19 protein-coding genes are annotated in these 17,481 nt (G+C 66.9%); 11 read left to right on the plus strand and 8 right to left on the minus strand.

What is annotated here, in order from left to right; genetic code table 11:
* Positions 1 to 163: 163 nt before the first annotated feature.
* Positions 164 to 748, plus strand: a complete 585-nt coding sequence (locus A8950_RS08900; protein WP_208109809.1) for a bactofilin family protein — start codon at positions 164 to 166, stop codon at positions 746 to 748.
* A 161-nt stretch (positions 749 to 909) separates the two neighbouring features.
* Complete coding sequence (locus A8950_RS08905; RefSeq protein WP_133613310.1) at positions 910 to 1,401, plus strand: hypothetical protein; 492 nt, start codon at positions 910 to 912, stop codon at positions 1,399 to 1,401.
* 101 nt (positions 1,402 to 1,502) lie between these two features.
* Here A8950_RS08905 and A8950_RS08910 read toward each other — a convergent pair whose 3' ends face one another.
* Genes A8950_RS08910 through hisB form a run of 6 tightly spaced genes read right to left on the minus strand, consistent with a single transcriptional unit; the run spans position 1,503 to position 5,188 of the window.
* Positions 1,503 to 1,844, minus strand: coding sequence for a phosphoribosyl-ATP diphosphatase (locus A8950_RS08910; protein ID WP_133613311.1), 342 nt, complete (start codon positions 1,842 to 1,844; stop codon positions 1,503 to 1,505).
* Between the two features lie 3 nt (positions 1,845 to 1,847).
* A complete protein-coding gene (gene hisF, locus A8950_RS08915) occupies positions 1,848 to 2,627 on the minus strand; it encodes an imidazole glycerol phosphate synthase subunit HisF (protein ID WP_133613312.1) in 780 nt (259 codons plus the stop codon).
* Complete coding sequence (hisA, locus tag A8950_RS08920; RefSeq protein WP_133613313.1) at positions 2,621 to 3,376, minus strand: 1-(5-phosphoribosyl)-5-[(5-phosphoribosylamino)methylideneamino]imidazole-4-carboxamide isomerase; 756 nt, start codon at positions 3,374 to 3,376, stop codon at positions 2,621 to 2,623. Before hisA ends, hisF begins: the two co-directional genes overlap by 7 nt.
* Positions 3,373 to 3,930: a GNAT family N-acetyltransferase gene (locus A8950_RS08925; protein ID WP_133613314.1), complete on the minus strand. Its 558-nt coding sequence runs from the start codon at positions 3,928 to 3,930 to the stop codon at positions 3,373 to 3,375. Before A8950_RS08925 ends, hisA begins: the two co-directional genes overlap by 4 nt.
* The gene (gene hisH / locus A8950_RS08930) at positions 3,927 to 4,565 is read right to left on the minus strand and encodes an imidazole glycerol phosphate synthase subunit HisH (protein WP_133613315.1); all 639 of its coding nucleotides are present in this window, start codon (positions 4,563 to 4,565) and stop codon (positions 3,927 to 3,929) included. Before hisH ends, A8950_RS08925 begins: the two co-directional genes overlap by 4 nt.
* Positions 4,562 to 5,188, minus strand: a complete 627-nt coding sequence (gene hisB / locus A8950_RS08935; protein ID WP_133613827.1) for an imidazoleglycerol-phosphate dehydratase HisB — start codon at positions 5,186 to 5,188, stop codon at positions 4,562 to 4,564. Before hisB ends, hisH begins: the two co-directional genes overlap by 4 nt.
* A 282-nt stretch (positions 5,189 to 5,470) precedes the next feature.
* Between hisB and hslV the strand changes: the two genes are divergently transcribed.
* From hslV to A8950_RS08960, 5 genes are all read left to right on the plus strand, one after another.
* Entirely contained in the window at positions 5,471 to 6,034 is a 564-nt protein-coding gene (hslV, locus tag A8950_RS08940; protein WP_279513033.1) for an ATP-dependent protease subunit HslV, read from the plus strand.
* Positions 6,035 to 6,039: 5 nt separating this feature from the next.
* A complete protein-coding gene (gene hslU, locus A8950_RS08945) occupies positions 6,040 to 7,398 on the plus strand; it encodes an ATP-dependent protease ATPase subunit HslU (protein WP_279513034.1) in 1,359 nt (452 codons plus the stop codon).
* A gap of 231 nt (positions 7,399 to 7,629) precedes the next feature.
* Complete coding sequence (locus A8950_RS08950) at positions 7,630 to 9,291, plus strand: sensor histidine kinase (protein ID WP_133613316.1); 1,662 nt, start codon at positions 7,630 to 7,632, stop codon at positions 9,289 to 9,291.
* A gap of 109 nt (positions 9,292 to 9,400) precedes the next feature.
* Positions 9,401 to 10,840, plus strand: coding sequence for an RsmB/NOP family class I SAM-dependent RNA methyltransferase (locus tag A8950_RS08955; RefSeq protein ID WP_133613317.1), 1,440 nt, complete (start codon positions 9,401 to 9,403; stop codon positions 10,838 to 10,840).
* Positions 10,841 to 11,098: 258 nt separating this feature from the next.
* The gene (locus tag A8950_RS08960) at positions 11,099 to 11,452 is read left to right on the plus strand and encodes a hypothetical protein (protein WP_133613318.1); all 354 of its coding nucleotides are present in this window, start codon (positions 11,099 to 11,101) and stop codon (positions 11,450 to 11,452) included.
* 57 nt (positions 11,453 to 11,509) lie between these two features.
* Here the strand turns inward: A8950_RS08960 and tdh are convergent, their stop codons facing one another.
* Together tdh and A8950_RS08970 are read right to left on the minus strand one after the other, a co-directional pair.
* Positions 11,510 to 12,535, minus strand: coding sequence for an L-threonine 3-dehydrogenase (tdh, locus tag A8950_RS08965; RefSeq protein ID WP_133613319.1), 1,026 nt, complete (start codon positions 12,533 to 12,535; stop codon positions 11,510 to 11,512).
* 22 nt (positions 12,536 to 12,557) lie between these two features.
* A complete protein-coding gene (locus A8950_RS08970) occupies positions 12,558 to 13,760 on the minus strand; it encodes a glycine C-acetyltransferase (RefSeq protein WP_133613320.1) in 1,203 nt (400 codons plus the stop codon).
* Between the two features lie 150 nt (positions 13,761 to 13,910).
* Here A8950_RS08970 and A8950_RS08975 point away from each other — a divergent pair, with 150 nt between their 5' ends.
* The 4 genes from A8950_RS08975 (at position 13,911) to rpe (ending at position 17,478) form a co-directional block, all read left to right on the plus strand.
* A complete protein-coding gene (locus tag A8950_RS08975) occupies positions 13,911 to 14,417 on the plus strand; it encodes a PAS domain-containing protein (protein WP_166645087.1) in 507 nt (168 codons plus the stop codon).
* A 135-nt stretch (positions 14,418 to 14,552) separates the two neighbouring features.
* The gene (locus tag A8950_RS08980) at positions 14,553 to 15,206 is read left to right on the plus strand and encodes a transglycosylase SLT domain-containing protein (RefSeq protein ID WP_166645088.1); all 654 of its coding nucleotides are present in this window, start codon (positions 14,553 to 14,555) and stop codon (positions 15,204 to 15,206) included.
* A gap of 51 nt (positions 15,207 to 15,257) precedes the next feature.
* A complete protein-coding gene (locus A8950_RS08985; RefSeq protein WP_133613323.1) occupies positions 15,258 to 16,673 on the plus strand; it encodes a S8/S53 family peptidase in 1,416 nt (471 codons plus the stop codon).
* A gap of 130 nt (positions 16,674 to 16,803) precedes the next feature.
* Complete coding sequence (gene rpe / locus A8950_RS08990) at positions 16,804 to 17,478, plus strand: ribulose-phosphate 3-epimerase (protein WP_133613324.1); 675 nt, start codon at positions 16,804 to 16,806, stop codon at positions 17,476 to 17,478.
* Positions 17,479 to 17,481: the final 3 nt, after the last annotated feature.

The following is a 17,481-nucleotide window of genomic DNA, read 5'->3' on the forward strand; positions in this document are numbered from 1 at the left end:
CGCTGGCGGGGGGGCCAAGGGTGGCGCCGGAGGGGCAGGGGACCGGTCACGGGGGATGATACGCGCGGCAACGGATCCCTTGCGGGCCCGCGTCGCAACAGACACACAGGTTCCGGGATCGCAAGGTCCGGACCGCAAGATTCAGGCTAGGGACCAGCACCTCATGTTTGGCAGAAAGAAAGACGAGCAACCCGCCCCGGGCGCCGAGACCAAGAGCGAAGGCGAGGCCAAGAGCTACGCCAAGCCGGAAGCCCCGGCAGCGCCGTCGCGCCCGGCCATGAACCCCGAGATTCCGCGCCGCAGCCCGGATATGAGCGCCTATGCGCGCCCGTCCGCCTCTTCCCCCGCCGCCCCCCGGGCCGGCGAGGCCGAGCAGAAAAAGCTGATCGTCGGCCGCGACATCTTCCTCAATGGCGAGATCCGCACCTGCGACAGCCTGGTGGTCGAGGGCAAGGTCGAGGCGGTCCTCTCCGATTGCCGCGCCATGGAGATCGCCGGCTCGGGCGAGTTCCGCGGCTCGGCCGAGATCGAATCCGCCGACATTTCCGGCCGGTTCGACGGCGATCTGGTGGTGCGCCAGCGCCTGACCATCCGCGCCAGCGGCAAGGTCATGGGCAAGATCCGCTATGGCCAGCTCGAGGTCGAGCGCGGCGGCATCATTTCGGGCACCATCGAGGGCCTGGCCGAATCCCAGGCCGCTTCCGGCAGCAATGCGGGCGGAAACGGCGACAGCGGGTCAAATTCTTAACAATTTCTTAGGGTTGAGTCTTTAAGACGGGATTGCCGGAGCAGGTCCGGTCCCGTTTCTGGGGTGCGTTTGGGGGAGTAGGGAACGTGTATCGTTCCGGTGCAAGTTTTAACCGCCACCCACGCCGGCAGTCCGCCCGGGCCGTCGCCGCGCCCCACCCTGTGATCCATCGCATTATCCCGCTGCTGGCCGTCCTGGCGACGGTCCTGCTGCTGGCCGCTTGCGTGCAGCCCGGCCACCAGCTCGGCAAGGATGCCGCGAACCCGGCCAAGACCGCGCAGAAGGCCCAGCCCGGCACGACACCCGGCGCGAAACCAGGTACTGCGCCCGATCCGGCTGCGGAACCGGCGCCGGAAGCGGCGCCCGCCACCGTGGCCTGGAGCGATGCCGACCAGCTGATGGGCCTGGGATCGGAAGACATCCGCGCTGCCCTGGGCGCCCCGGCGCGCATCCGCGAGGAAGAGCCGGCGCAGATCTATCAATATGTCGGCGGCGATTGCGTGCTTGACCTCTTCCTCTACCAGGAGGCCGGCATCTACCGCGTCACCTATGCCGAGGCGCGCAGCGTGAAGGCCGAACACAAGCCGGTCGAAGCCTGCCTCCGCACCCTGCCGGCCCCGATCGTCGCCGCGAACACGCAGCCCAGCACGTAAACGCGCCGCTTTCCAGGCGAATTGTCCCCAGTGATTTGTCCCCGGTGAATTGTCACGGCTGAGTCGTCGCGCCAGCCCTGCGCGGGGAATGACGGCTTCTGTCAGCGCCCCTTGCGCGCCGCCTTCTCGGCGATACCGGAAATGCCTTCGCGAGCCTTGAGGGCGGCCCAGACCTCTTCCGGCCTCACGCCGCGATCGGCCCAGAGCACCAGCAGGTGATAGAGCAGGTCGGAGGATTCCGCGACCAAAGCCGCATTGTCGCCGCGCATCGCCTCGATCACCGCCTCGACCGCTTCCTCGCCCAGCTTCTGCGCGATCTTGGCCGTGCCCCGGTGGAACAGCTTGGACGTGTGCGAGGTCGTGGGGTCGCTGCCCCGGCGGCTCTCGATCACGCCGTAGAGGCTATCCAGTGTTGTCCCGTCGAGTTTGCGATCGTCGGCCATAACTCACATCGCTTGCTTGTGCGGCTCAACCCGCATGGGAAGTCCGGCAGCCAGCATATGCGCCTTGGCTTGCGCAATGGTAAACAGGCCAAAATGGAAAATCGATGCGGCCAGCACAGCGGTGGCATGGCCGTCGCGGATGCCCTCGACCAGATGATCGAGCGTGCCGACGCCGCCCGAGGCGATGACCGGCACGGTCACCGCATCGGCGATGGCGCGCGTCAGCGGAATGTTGTAGCCGGCCCGGGTGCCGTCGCGGTCCATCGAGGTGACCAGCAATTCGCCGGCGCCGTTCTCGGCCATGCGCCGCGCAAAGGCGACCGCGTCGATACCGGTGGGCTCGCGCCCGCCATGGGTGAAGATCTCGAACCTGCCGGGGGCGGTTTCCTTGGCATCGATCGAGACGACGATGCATTGGTCGCCGAAGCGCGTCGCCGCCTCCTTCACGAAGTCCGGGTCCTTCACGGCGGCCGTGTTGATCGAGACCTTGTCGGCCCCGGCCAGCAGCAGTTTCCGGATGTCCTCGACCTTGCGCACACCGCCACCGACGGTCAGCGGCATGAAGCAGGCCTCGGCCGTCTTCGCCACCACGTCGTAAAGCGTGTCGCGGTTCTCGTGGCTCGCCGTGATGTCGAGGAAGGTCAGCTCGTCGGCACCGGCCGCATCATAGATCTTGGCCTGTTCCACCGGATCGCCGGCATCGACCAGGTCGACGAAATTGACCCCTTTCACCACCCGTCCGTCCTTCACGTCGAGGCAGGGTATGACGCGCATCTTCAGCATTCCGCCTGCTCCCTCAGCAATTGCAGCGCGGCGCGAAGGTCGAGGCGGCCGTCATAGATGGCGCGGCCGGAGATGACGCCGACGATGCCGCCGCCGCCGGCGCGCGCTTGCGGCAGCACGGCGAGGAGTGCGGCAAGATCGTCGAGTGCCGAGACGCCGCCCGAGGCGATCACCGGGATGGCCAGTGACGCGGCCAGTTCCGCCGTCGCCGCGACATTGACGCCCTGCAGCAGGCCGTCGCGGTCGATATCGGTATAGATGATGGCGGCGACGCCCGCATCCTCGAAGCGGCGCGCGAGGTCGAGGGCAGTCAGTTCCGAGGTTTCCGCCCAGCCTTCGACCGCCACCTTGCCGCCCTTGGCGTCGATGCCAACGGCGATCCTGCCGGGAAAGGCGCGCGCGGCCTGGCGCACAAGCTCCGGATTCTTGAGTGCCACCGTGCCCAAGATGACGCGAACCACGCCCTTGTCCAGCCAGGCCTCGATGGCGGCCATGTCGCGGATGCCGCCGCCCAGCTGCACGGGCAGCGCCGTCGCCGCGAGGATGGCCTCGACCGCCGTCGCATTGACCGCCTTGCCGGCGAAGGCGCCGTCGAGATCAACCAGGTGCAGCCATTCCGCACCGGCCGCCGCGAACTGACGCGCCTGGTCGGCCGGGTCGGTATTGAACACCGTCGCCTGCGCCATGTCGCCCTTGACCAGGCGCACGCATTGCCCGCCCTTGAGATCGATCGCCGGGAACAGGATCACGACTCGCCCTCCACCAGCGATTTCCAGAAATAGAGGCCGGCCACGAACTGGCCGTCGACCATGGCATAGCGCGGATGCCGGCCGATCTCATGAAAGCCGAGGCTGCGATAGAGCTGGATCGCCGCACCCTGCGTCTCGCGCACATCGAGATTGAGCACGCGCGCGCCGCGGGTGCGGGCTTCCCTTTCGACCGCCAGCGTCAATTGCCGTGCGAGGCCGTGGCCGCGCGCCCAGGGGGCGACGAAGCTGGTGGTCAGCTGCGCCGAATGCGCCTGCGCCTCGTTGTTGCGCGTCGGCCGAACCAGTTGCGCCGAACCGGCGATGATGCCGTCCAGCTTGGCTACGAAAAGGGCGCGGTCGGGCACCAGCGTGACCCCTTTCCAGAACACCTCGAGGATGTTCCGGTGCGGCGGCTTCAGCCAGCCGAACCCGCCGCCGGCGGCGATCGCCGCCTCGGTCGCCTCGCACAATTCCTCGAGCTCGCCGCGCTTCAACTCGCTGACGATCTCGATGGCGATATCGGCCCCTGCCTCTGCGTTCATCGCGCCGCTCATGGTTTCCAGGCGAGGAAATTGGCCAGCAGCCGCAGGCCCACCTGCTGGCTCTTCTCGGGGTGGAACTGGACGCCGGCCAGGTTGTCGCGGCCGATCGCCGCCGCGACCCTGCCGCCATACTCGACCTCGGCCAGCAGATGCGCCGGATCCTCCACCAGGTAGTGGTAGGAGTGCACGAAATAGCCGTGCACGCCGCTGGCAAGGCCGGCAAAGAGCGGGTGCTGCGGCCGGCGCAGCACGAGATCGTTCCAGCCCATCTGCGGAATCTTGAGCGCGGGATCCTTCGGCGTCAGCCGGACGACGCGGCCCTTGATCCAGCCGAGGCCCGGATGCTCGCCATATTCGACGCCGACACTGGCCATCAACTGCATGCCGACGCAGATGCCGAGGAAGGGCCTGCCCCGCTGCAGCACCGCCTCGCACAGCGCCGCGACGATTCCGGGCTTCGATTCGAGGCCGCGCTTGCATTCGGCAAAGGCGCCGACACCGGGCAGCACGATGCGATCGGCCTTCGCCACCTGATCGGGATCGGCAGTGACGACCACGTCCGTGTTGCTGGCGCGGCCAGCGAAAGCAAGCGCCTTCGCGGCGGATTTGAGATTGCCCGCCCCGTAATCGATGATCGCGACGCTCATGACTTCCTGGCCGCCGGTTCTTTTTCCAGCGAGCCGCCCAGCGTCCCCTTGGTCGAGGGAATGGCATCCGATTTCCGGGGGTCGATCTCGACCGCCTGGCGGAGTGCGCGCGCCAGCGCCTTGAAGCTGCTCTCGACGATATGATGGTTGTTCTCGCCGTAGAGATTCTCGACATGGAGGGTGAGGCCGGCATTCTGCGCGAAGGCCTGGAACCATTCCTTGAAGAGCTCGGTATCCATCTCGCCCAGCTTGTCGCGGCTGAAACCGACCTTCCAGATGAGATAGGGCCGGTTCGAGGCATCAAGCGCGACACGGGTCAGCGTCTCGTCCATCGGGATGGTCGCCTCGCCATAGCGGGTGATGCCCTTGCGGTCGCCCAGCGCCTTGGAAACGGCCTCGCCCAGGGCGATGCCGGTATCCTCGGTGGTGTGGTGATAGTCGATATGGAGATCGCCCTTGGCCTTGCAGGTGATGTCGATCAGGGAATGGCGCGCCAGCTGGTCCAGCATATGGTCGAGGAAGCCGATGCCGGTGGCGATGTCGGAACGGCCCTGGCCGTCCAGATTCACTTCCGCCATGATCTCGGTTTCCTTGGTCCTGCGCTCGACTCGGCCGGTCCGCATCATCCTGATCCCTGCAAGAAAGGGTGAAAAAGGCGTGAATTGGCGGGTTCTTAGCAGCAGAAACCCGAAATGGCCAGTCTTTCGGGCCGCTTCTCCTGCGGCAAGGCCGCCCGCCCCGGATTCCGGCTTGATCCGCCGCTTTCGTTAACCTATCTCCGGGTGGCATGGAATTCAGGTGCCGCCTGCCACCCGGGCGTCATCTCGGGCGTCCGTCCCGGGCGAGGCCCGGGGGCGGCGCTCTCAATTGGGCCAAGAGCCGCCCCGTCCGACAAAGGAACCTTCATGGCCGAGGATCGCGACAACCGCCACGGAATGGCCCCCTGGCATGGCACCACCATCCTGCTGGTGCGCAAGGAGGCCGAGGTCGTCCTGGCCGGCGACGGCCAGGTGACGGTGGGCCCCACCGTGATGAAGGCCAATGCCAAAAAGCTGCGGCGCCTCGGCAAAGGCCAGGTCATAGCCGGCTTCGCCGGTGCCACCGCCGACGCCCTCACCCTGTTCGAGCGGCTGGAGGCGAAGCTGGAGCAATATCCGGCGCAGCTCGCCCGCGCCTGCGTCGAACTGGCCAAGGATTGGCGCACAGATCGGTATCTGCGGCGGCTGGAGGCGATGATGGCGGTGGCCGATGCCAATGTCAGCCTGATCCTGACCGGCAATGGCGATGTGCTGGAGCCGGAGGACGGCCTCATCGGCATCGGCTCGGGCGGCGCCTATGCGCTGGCTGCCGCGCGTGCCCTCATCAATGTCGACGGCTTGCCGGCCGAGGAGATCGCGCGGCGTGCCATGAAGATCGCCGGCGACATCTGCATCTACACCAACCACAACGTCCTTATCGAAAAGCTGTGATCCCCATGACCGAGAGCGCCCGCCAGACCATGGCCGACCAGGAAGAACCGGTACAGAACTCGGCCCTGACGCCGCGCGAAATCGTCTCCGAACTCGACCGCTTCATCGTCGGCCAGAACGACGCCAAGCGGGCCGTCGCCATCGCGCTCAGGAACCGCTGGCGCCGCCAGCAACTCGACGCCGCCATGCGCGAGGAAGTGAACCCCAAGAACATCCTGATGATCGGCCCGACCGGCGTCGGCAAGACCGAGATCGCGCGCCGCCTCGCCAAGCTGGCCCAGGCGCCCTTCCTCAAGGTCGAGGCGACCAAGTTCACCGAGGTGGGCTATGTCGGTCGCGATGTCGAGCAGATCATCCGCGACCTGGTCGAGATCGCCATCGGCATGGCCAAGGAGAAGATGCGCCGCCAGGTCCGCGCCAAGGCCGAGGTGCTGGCCGAGGAACGCGTCATCGACGCGCTGGTGGGCGAAGGTGCCGGCCAGGAGACCCGCGCCAAGTTCCGCCGCATGCTGCGCGCGGGCGACCTCGACGCGCGCGAGATCGAGCTCAGCGTCAAGGATGGCGGCGGCGCGCTGCCGACCTTCGAGATCCCCGGCATGCCCGGTGCCTCGATGGGCATGATCAACCTGAACGAGGTGCTCGGCAACGCCTTTGGCGGCCGCACCAAGACCCGGCGCATGAATGTGGCCGAATCCTACAACGTGCTGCTGGCCGAGGAGAGCGACAAGCTGCTCGACCAGGAGAAGGTGACGCGCGCCGCCATTCAGGCGGTCGAGCAGAACGGCATCGTCTTCCTGGACGAGATCGACAAGATCTGCGCGCGCTCGGAACGCGCCGGCGCCGATGTCAGCCGCGAGGGCGTGCAGCGCGACCTCCTGCCCCTGATCGAGGGCACCACCGTCGCCACCAAGCACGGGCCGGTCAAGACCGACCATGTCCTTTTCATCGCCTCCGGCGCCTTCCACCTCGCCAAGCCCAGCGACCTGCTGCCGGAGCTGCAGGGGCGCCTGCCCATCCGGGTCGAGCTTGATGCCCTCACCCGTGCCGATCTCCGGCGCATTCTCACCGAGCCGGAAGCGAGCCTCCTCAAGCAGTACATCGCCCTGATGCAGACCGAATCGGTCGACCTGGTCTTCACCGAGGATGCGGTCGATGCCCTGGCCGATCTCGCCTCCGAGATCAACGGCACGGTCGAGAATATCGGCGCGCGGCGCCTGCAGACGGTGCTGGAGAAATTGCTGGAAGAGGTGAGCTTCGGCGCCTCGGAAATGGGTGGCAAAAAAGTCACCATCGACGGCGCCTATGTGCGCGAACGGGTGGCGCCGCTGGCCAGGAACACCGATCTTTCCAAATTCATCCTCTAGCCCCCGCCTCTAGCCCCGCCTCCAGCGCCGCCGCGCGCCCGTATACAGCTTGGGGGACGAGCATATCGGGCCGGGCGAACCCGGGATAGCGCGCCGCCAGGTCCGCAACGGACAATTGCGCAATCCCGCCTTTCCGCTCATATTCTGGTTTCATCGATTTGTTCAGGATTTTGGTTCGCAACGATGCACAGGATGTAGGCTTTGGCGGCGCAGGGGAAGCAGGGGGGAGAAGTGGCCAGGCCGACCGCCGCGGGTGACGCCGCGATCGAGCGCGAGCGCCTCGACTCGCTGCACCGCCGGCAGATCCTCGACACCGCGCCCGAACCTTCCTTCGACGATCTCACCATCCTCGCCAGCGAAATCTGTGCGATGCCGATCGCGGTCATCTCGCTGGTCGATGCCGACCGGCTGTGGTTCAAGTCGCGGGTCGGGATCGAGATCAGCGAGATGCCGCGCGAAGGCTCGTTCTGCGACTATGCCATTTCGGATCCCGACTTTGTCGAGGTCCAGGATCTGGCGGCCGATCCGCGCTTCGCCGGCCATCCGATGGTCGCCGGCACGCCGCAGCTGCGCTTCTATGCCGCCGCCCAGATAAAATCCGGCTGCGGCCTTGCCTTCGGCACCCTGAGCGTGATGGATGTGACGCCGCGCCGGCTCGATGCGCGCCAGCGCGCCTCCCTCATCCGCCTCGCCAACCAATGCTCCAATCTGATCGAGCTCAGGACTGTGGCGCGTCAACTCGAGAACGAGATCGCCCACCGCACCGAGGCCCTCAACACCGCCGAGGCGCAGTTCCGCGGCTTCCTGCAGAACGCGCCGATCAACATGTCGGTGAAATGCCTGGACGGGCGTTACATGATCGTCAATCCGGCGATTGGGCGCTTCTACGGCGTCCATGAATCCGAACTGATCGGCAAGCATATCCGCGACATCGCCGCCCCCGAGATGGCGGCGGTGGTCGAGGCGGCCGATGCGACCGTGCTCGGCACCGGCAAGCCGCTCATCCGCGAGAGCCGCTATCTCTGGCGCGGACGCGAGTTGTGGTTCCACGAGATCAAGTTCCCGATCCGCGATGCCGAAGGCAGGACCGCGACCATCGGCAGCATCGGTATCGACATCACCGACAGCAAGCTGGGGCAGGAGGAGCTGATCGAGGCCAAGGAGCGGGCCGAGGCCGCAAGCCAGGCCAAGTCGCAATTCCTTGCCAATATGAGCCACGAATTGCGCACGCCCTTGAACGCGATCCTGGGTTTTTCCGAGATCATCGCCCAGCAGGCGATCGGCCCGGTCAGCCTGGAGCGGATCCGCGCCTATGCCGCCGACATCCACCAGAGCGGCCAGCTGCTGATGAAAATCATCAACGACATTCTCGATCTCTCCAAGATCGAGGCCGGCCGCGTCACCCTCACCGACACCACCTGCGATCTCGGCGAGATCGTGCGCACGACGCTCAACCTGATCGACAATGCGGCGCAGACCAAGAATTTGCGGGTCAGCAATTTGCTGCCCGGCAATCTGCCGCCGATCCGCGCCGACGAACGGGCACTGACCCAGGTGCTGCTCAACCTGGTCAACAATGCCATCAAGTTCACTCTGCCGGGCGGCGAGATCACGGTGGAGGCGACCCTGCTATCGGACGGCATCGCCCTCTCGGTCACCGATACCGGCATCGGCATCGCCGCCGACGACATCCCGCTGGTCTTCACCGCCTTCGGCCAGGTCGAGGACGCCTTTGCCCGCGGCCATGAGGGCGCCGGGCTCGGCCTGCCCATCGCACGGGCGCTCATCGAGCTGATGGACGGCAAGCTCGATCTGCATTCCCGCCTCGGCATCGGCACCCGGGTCACCATCTGGCTGCCGGCCTCGCGCCTCCTCGCCAGCAGCGCCGCCTGAGCCCTGCCGCCAGAACCCTGCCGGCTGAACCCCGACACCTGAGCCCTGCCGCCAGCAGGCGCCAAGTCCGAGTTAGACAAGCGGGGGCCGATCCGCTATCAGGGCGGCCATGTCGCCGCAGGACCCGCCGAATCCAGGAAACCCCGCACCGGAAAAGTCCGCACCGGAGCGGGCCGATGCTGCTGCCGGTCCGACATCCGCCGCGCCATCATCGGGGGGCGACGGATCGCCGCTGGTTTCCGCGCGTTCGATCTCGCTCGATCTTCTCGACGCCATCTTCCGGCGGCGCAAGCCGCTGGACGAGGCGCTCGCCGAACATGCCGAGCTCGACAAGCTGGCGCCGCGCGACCGGCAATTCGTGCGCGCCCTTGTCACCACCACGCTCCGTCACATGGGCCAGATCGACCATGCGCTGGGTCAATGCCTGGAAAAGCCGCTGCCGGCCCGCGCCCTCCTGGTGCGCAACATCCTGCGTCTGGGGGCGGCCCAGATCATGTTCCTGGCGACCGCCCCGCATGCCGCCGTCGACACCATGGTGACGCTGGCGGCTACGCGCGGCGAAACCGCGTTCAAGGGTCTCATCAACGCCGTGCTCCGGCGCATCGCGCGCGATCCGCAGGCCTTCCTGGCGGCGGCACCGGCCGGCGCCGTCTCGCTGCCCGACTGGCTGTGGCAGAGCTGGGTCAAGGCCTATGGCGTCGCCAAGGCGACGCAGATCGCCACCGCGCATCTATATGAACCGCCGCTTGATTTCTGCTGCCGCCGCCCGGCCGAGGCGGAATACTGGGCCGGGCAATTGCATGCGCGGCTGATGCCGCTTGCCGGCACGCTCAGGCGCCCGGTTGCCTCGGAAGGCGGCGACCGGCTGCATCAAAGGGTCGAGGATCTGCCGGGCTATGCCGAGGGCGCCTGGTGGGTGCAGGACATGGCGGCGCAGATTCCGGCCCGTCTCCTCGGCAATGTCGCCGGGCAACGCGTCATCGACCTCTGTGCCGCTCCCGGCGGCAAGACGGCGCAGCTGGCCGCCGCCGGCGCCCAGGTGACGGCGCTCGACCGCTCGCGCCCGCGTCTTGCCCGGGTGAAGGAGAATCTGGAACGCCTCAAGCTGCATGCCGAGCTCGAGGTGGCGGATGCCGCCCTCTGGCATGGCGGGCGCGATTTCGATGCCGTACTGCTGGATGCGCCCTGTTCGGCCACCGGCACCATCCGCCGCCATCCTGACGTCGCCTGGCTCAAGGACCCGCGCGATTTGCCGAAGCTCACCGGCACCCAGGACCGCCTGCTCGACAAGGCGATCTCGCTGCTCCGCCCCGGCGGCACGCTCATCTACTGCACCTGTTCGCTGCAGCCCGAGGAAGGCCCGCTGCGGATCGAGGCGGCCCTTGCCCGCCATGCCGGGATGAAGCGCGACCGCGTGCACACGGAAGAAGTGGGCGGCCTGTTCGAACTCATTTCCCCCGCCGGCGATTTCCGCTCGCTGCCCAGCCATCTCGCGGCGGAGGGCGGCCTTGACGGCTTCTATGCAGCCAGATTACTGAAGGCGGGTTGACGGGAACCCTTCATACCCGCCGCCGTTTCGTCTCCATCAAGACATGCCGCCGCCTTCACCACCGCCCTTCGGCGGCGGTGATTTGCCGCGCGGATGAGTTGCCACGCGATGGAGGTCGATCATGCGTTATGCGCTGCTCTGGCTGCTGGGCGTGCCGATCCCGGTGCTGATCCTCATTTATTTCCTGTTCAGTTGAGGAACCCGATCAGCGCCGCTGCCGTTCCACCCGCCGGAGCGCATCAGATGGAGGTGCCTGATATGACGAAAGCTGTGATGACGAATGCCATGCCGAAAGAGGAATTCGAGACCGCCATGCAGGATGTGGCCAAGGCCTTCGGCTCGCCGGCCGAATTGCTGGCCGACGAGCGCCTCAGCCGCGCGCAGAAGCTGAAACTGCTGCAGCAATGGGATTACGATCTCGGTCTGCTGCTGGTGGCGGGCGAGGAGAACATGGCAGGTGATGGCAGCCAGTCCGCCGCCGAGCGCCTGCGCCTGGTGCGCGCCTGCATAGATCGCCTTGGCGGCGCGGCGGATGCCGAGAAGGACCCGACCGGCAAGGTCGGCGGCGCGCAGATCATCGCGCTCGACCGCAAGCCGCCCCGCGCGTCATAACGCGACTTCCCCTAAGTCGTGCCGCCCCACGTGGCGCCCCACAGGCGGGGCCCTTTTTTACGGCCATTCCAGGATCACCTTGCCGGACTGGCCGGAGAGCATGGTCTCGAAGCCCTCGACATAGGCGTTCAGGGGATAACGATGGGTGAGGATCGGGTTGAGGTCGAGGCCGGATTGCAGCATCGCCACCATCTTGTACCAGGTCTCGAACATCTCGCGGCCATAGATGCCCTTGATCTCGAGTCCCTTGAAGATGACCTGGTTCCAGTCGATCGCGGTCTCGGCCGGCGGGATGCCGAGGAGCGCCACCTTGCCGCCGTGATTCATCACCTCCAGCATCTGCGTGAAGGCCGAGGGCACGCCCGACATCTCGAGCCCGACATCGAAGCCTTCCACCATGCCGAGCTCCGACATCACATGGGTCAGCCGCTCGCGCGCCACATTGACGACACGGCTCGCCCCCATCTTGCTTGCCAGGTCCAGGCGATAGTCGTTGACATCGGTGATGACGACATGGCGCGCGCCGACATGGCGGGCGATGGCGACGGCCATGATGCCGATCGGCCCCGCCCCGGTGATCAGCACGTCCTCGCCCACCAGGTTGAAAGACAGTGCCGTGTGCGTCGCGTTGCCATAGGGATCGAAGATGGCCGCGAGATCGTCGGCGATGTTGTCGGGAATCTTGAAGGCGTTGACCGCGGGCAGGCTCAGGAACTCGGCAAAGGCGCCGGGCCGGTTGACGCCGACCCCCACCGTGTTGCGGCAGAGATGCCGCCGCCCGGCGCGGCAGTTGCGGCAATGGCCGCAGGTGACATGGCCTTCGCCGGAGACCCGGTCGCCCAGCTGGAAGCCGCGCACCTCCTCGCCCATGGCGACGATCTCGCCGACATATTCGTGACCGACATGCATGCCGATCGGAACCGTCTTCGCCGCCCACTCGTCCCATTTCCAGATATGGATGTCGGTGCCGCAGATGGCGGTCTTGCGGATGCGGATGAGGACATCGTTATGCCCCATTTCCGGCTGCGGCACTTCGGCCAGGGTGAGGCCCGGCCCGGCTTTTTCCTTCACCAATGCTTTCATGTCCCGTTTCCCTTTTAGGCCGTCATCGGATGGCGCCCAATGCGCGCCCGACCGTGGCGAAGGCCGCCACGGCGCGGTCGATATCCTCTTTCGTATGCGCGGCCGACATCTGGGTGCGGATGCGGGCCTGGCCCTTCGGCACCACGGGATAGGAAAAGCCGACCACATAGACGCCTTCCTTGAGCAAGGCATCGGCCATGGCCGAGGCAAGGCGCGCATCGCCCAGCATCACCGGCACGATCGGGTGTTCGCCCGGCACCAGGCGGAAGCCGAGCTTGGTCATTTCACCGCGGAAATGCGTGCCGTTGGCGGCAAGGCGGCGGCGCAGTTCGGCGCCCTCCGCGCTGTCGATAAGGGCAAGGCAGGCCAGTGTCGCTTCGGCGATCGCGGGCATCAGCGAATTGGAAAAGAGATAGGGCCGCGAGCGCTGGCGCAGTAATTCGATGGCTTGCCGGCACCCTGCGACATAGCCGCCCGAGGCCCCGCCCAGCGCCTTGCCGAAGGTGCCGGTGAAAAGATCGATCCGGTCCTGCACACCGCGATACTCGGCCGAGCCGCGGCCATGTGCGCCGACGAAACCGACGGCATGGCTGTCATCCACCATCACTAGCGCGTCATGGCGCCGGGCAAGGTCGGTGATCCCGGCCAGATCGGCGATGATGCCGTCCATCGAGAAAACGCCATCGGTGGCGATCAGCTTGAAGCGGGCGCCGCCGGCATCGGCTTCCTGCAATTTCGCCTCGAGATCGGCCATGTCGTTATTGGCATAGCGGAAGCGCCGCGCCTTGGAGAGGCGGATGCCGTCGATGATCGAGGCATGGTTGAGCGCATCCGAGATGACCGCGTCCTCTTCCGCGAGCAGCGTTTCGAAGAGGCCGCCATTGGCGTCGAAGCAGGAGGAATAGAGGATCGCGTCCTCGGTGCCGAGGAATCGCGCGATCGCTGCCTCCAGCGCCTTGTGCAAATCCTGGGTCCCGCAGATGAAACGGACCGAGGCCATGCCGAAGCCGTGCTCGTCGAGTCCGCGCTTGGCGGCTTCGATCAGGCGCGGATCGTCGGCAAGGCCGAGATAGTTGTTGGCGCAGAGATTGAGCACCCTCTGTCCGTCGCCGAGGCGGATATTCGCCTCCTGCGGCGTGGCGATGATCCGTTCCGATTTCCAGTACCCCTCGGCGCGGATGCCGGCGAGGATGCCGTCGAGATGGGCGAGATAGGCTTGCATCATAGGAACTCCGGCGGGGCGGCTGGCGGGCGGCGGACGGGGCCCGCGCCTCTGCCATCCATGATCCCGCATCACCGGGTGCCGGCAAAGTGACATTTGCGAAAGCCCGGGCCGGCGTTGATCTCATCCGGTGCGGTCTGTATGGAGAATGGCATGGAACAGCGTCCCTATCCCCGTACGACCGATGTCGAGGAAATCCGCCGCCGCTGCCGGCCGGCGACCTGGGCCTTCTACTGCTATTGGGATGCCAAGCGCCGCCGTCCCGACGGCAGCCAGCGCCGCATGCCGGCGCGGGCGGATCTCGATCCCGTCGAGATGCGGCCCTGGCTGGCGCATCTGCAGCTGATCGACGTGTTCCACAATCCCCGGCGCCTGATCTATCGCCTGGTCGGCGAGACCGATGTCGCCTTCCGCGGCTACAACCCGACCGGGCGCTCGGTCGAGGAAGGCATGATCGGCCAGAGTCTTTCCGAGACGCTGCGCAATTACGAGCTGGTGGTGGATCAGCAACTGCCGGTGTTCGACTGGGCCGAATATGTCAGCCGCTCCGGTTTTCTCCGCAGCCAGGAGGGCCTGCTCCTGCCCCTCTCGGATGACGACCTCGTGGTCAACATGGTGGTCACCTTTGCCCAGGTCGATCTGACGCCGCGCCAGGGGTGACGGGCCGGGGTTGGGTCGCTGGCTGCTGATTGACTTTTTGCCACGGCAGAACTACCGTCGCGTGTATTTCCCGCGATGCCAATCGCCCTGCCGCCGGCAAGTCCGGGCCGGCGACCTTTCGGGGTGGAGTGTGCCATGCCGGATCTAGCCGCCCTGCGCGAGCCGCACGGCTTCAAGGACAGCCAGGTCTGGTACCTGACGCCGATGGGTCTGCTGGTGGGCGGGGAGAACGTGCCGCGCACCAGCGGCGGGCCGCCCAGGACGGTGCGCAACATCTGGCAGAATTTCGGCGCCGACATCGCCGCCGCCGCGCGCAAGCATGACGTGCCGGTCGAACTCGTCATCGCCACCATCGCCACGGAATCCCGCGGCAACCCCAATGCCGAGCGCACCGAGCCCGGCTTCGTCTCCTATCAGGCGACGCCCGGCCGCGTTTCCATCGGCCTCATGCAGACGCTGATTTCGACCGCGCGCGAGGCCAGCGGCAATCCTGCGCTGGGGCCCGCGGATCTGCGCATGCCCGCGGTCTCGATTGATGCCGGCACCGCCTATATCGCGCGCCAGGGCGGAATCACCGGCTTCGATCCGCCCAAGGTGGCCTGCGCCTATAATGCCGGCGGGCTCTATCACAATACCGGCAGTGCCAATCGCTGGCGCATGCGCCAGTATCCGATCGGCACCGGCGCCCATGCCGACCGTTTCGTCGCCTGGTTCAACGATTGCTTCCTGCTGTTCGACGATCCCGCGCAGGCGCCGCAGCCGGGCTTCGTCCGGGCACTGCAGGGCTGATATCCGGGCGATATTTGCTGCGGCGGAAACAGTACTGGAAGGATTCCTGCCATGGCAAAGCCAGCTGCGAAGAAACCGGCCGCGAAGAAACCAACCGCGAAAAAGGCCTCCACCGGAGAGCCCGCAACCAGCGCAGCCGCGGCGGCAGCGACCGAGCTGCCCTCGATCCTGGTGGTCGACATTGCCGGCGCCAATTTCCTGCCCGGCATCGAGCAGGGCTTGGCACCCTATCTGGGCGAGGAGGCGGGCCACGCCTTCAGCCAGATCGGTGCCCGGAGCTATGCCCTGTCGCGCGCCGTCTATCGCCGCCTGCGCGCCGCCAAGGGCACGCCGAGCGCGCTTTCTCATGTCGCCAATCTGCCCGGCGTCGCCAGGGCCTATCTGGAAGAGGCCGATGCCGTGGTCGACGCCATGCAGGCGAAGCTGCACGAGGTACAGCCGGCGGCGGCGCCCGACAATTTAAAGACCGGCTGGAATCTGGCGCGCGTCAATGCCGCCGCGGCCTGGGACATGTTCAAGGGCGGGCTTGCCGCCGCGCCCTGGTCGCATATGCGCATCGCCCAGCTCGATACCGGCTACACACCCCATGCCTGTTTCGGCTTCGACAAAAACGGCGAGCCGACGCCGGCCACCTGGATGCGCGCCGATCTTGGCCTCAACCTGTTCGACGGCGCGGGCCGGCCGCTCGACCCGCTGCCCAAATCCGGCACACCCGGCCACGGGACCAGGATCGGCAGCGTCATCTGCGGCATCGACGGCAAGCGCATTACCGGTGTGGCACCGCGCGTCACGGTGGTGCCCTATCGCATCACCGATTTCGTGGTGATCGGCACCGGCAGCACCCCCAATCTGGTGGCGCCGGCGCTGCGCCATGCCGTCCGCCACGCCGCCTGCGACGTGGTCAATATCAGCCTCGGCGATCCCTGCCTGCCGGGGCGCGAGATGGGCCGCGCCATCGACGAGGCCTATCTGGAAGGCATCCTGGTCTGCTGCGCCGCCGGCAACATCACCAGCGAGGTGACCTATCCCGGGCGCTATCGCCGCACCCTGACCGCGGGCGGCCTCGCCAAGCCGGGGAAGAAGCCCTGGGCGGGCAGTTCCCGCGGCCAGCGGGTCGACCTGGTGGCGCCGGCGGACGAGATCTTCCGTGCCCAGGCGCCGGCCGGCTATGGCGACGAGGATGCCGACGGCACCTCCTATGCGACGGCGCATCTCTCCGGCGCCGCGGCGCTGTGGCTGGCCTATCACGGCAAGGCGATCGAACAGCGTTACGGCCGCACCTGGCGCCGGGTCGAAGCGTTCCGCCAGGTGGTCCGGGCCAGCGCCCACCGCCCGGCGGACTGGGCGCGCTACGAGAAGGATTTCGGCGCCGGCATCCTGGACGTCGCCGCCCTGCTCAAGGCCAAGCTGCCCAACCCCGACGATCTGCGCATGATCGAGACGCCGGCCGAGGGCGAAGTGGTCTAGCGCCAGACCCCAGACGGGGGGCAGCCGCCCGCCCGGCGCCTTTCCCCGCCCGGCGTTTTTCGTTGCTTTTGCCCGGCTTGTCACCGCGCTTGCCTTGATCGCGGCGCGGGCCGGGTGCTAGGTAGGGCGCATGCAGCAAAGGACTAAAATCGCCCCCTCGATCCTTTCCGCCGATTTCGCACAACTGGGCGCGGAAGTGGCGGCGATTGCCGCCGCGGGCGCCGATTACGTGCATGTCGACGTGATGGACGGGCATTTCGTGCCCAACATCACCATCGGGCCGATGGTGCTGAAGGCGCTCAAACCCCATGCCGGCATCCCCTTCGACGTCCATCTGATGATCGCACCCGTCGATCCCTATGTGGTCGAATTCGCCCGCGCCGGAGCCGACATCATCACCTTTCACCCGGAAGCCGGACCGCACCCCCACCGCACCGTCCAGCTGATCAAGGCGGAGGGCAAGAAGGCCGGGCTCTCGCTCAACCCGGCGACGCCGCTCTCGGTCCTCGACCACCTGCTGCCGGAGCTCGACCTCGTCCTTGTCATGAGCGTCAATCCCGGTTTCGGCGGTCAGGCCTTCATTCCCTCGGCGCTGGAGAAGATCGCCGAGATCCGCCGCCGCATCGATGCGGTGAGCGCCAGCCAGAACGGCCGCCCGATCGATCTCGAGGTGGATGGCGGCATCAATCTCGAGACCGCGCAGGCCGCGGTCAGGGCCGGCGCCGACGTGCTGGTCGCCGGCACCGCCACCTTCAAGGGCGGTCCCTCGTCCTATGCCGGCAATATTGCCGGCCTTCGGGCCTGACGG

This window comes from Dongia mobilis, from assembly GCF_004363235.1.
Lineage (GTDB): Bacteria > Pseudomonadota > Alphaproteobacteria > Dongiales > Dongiaceae > Dongia > Dongia mobilis.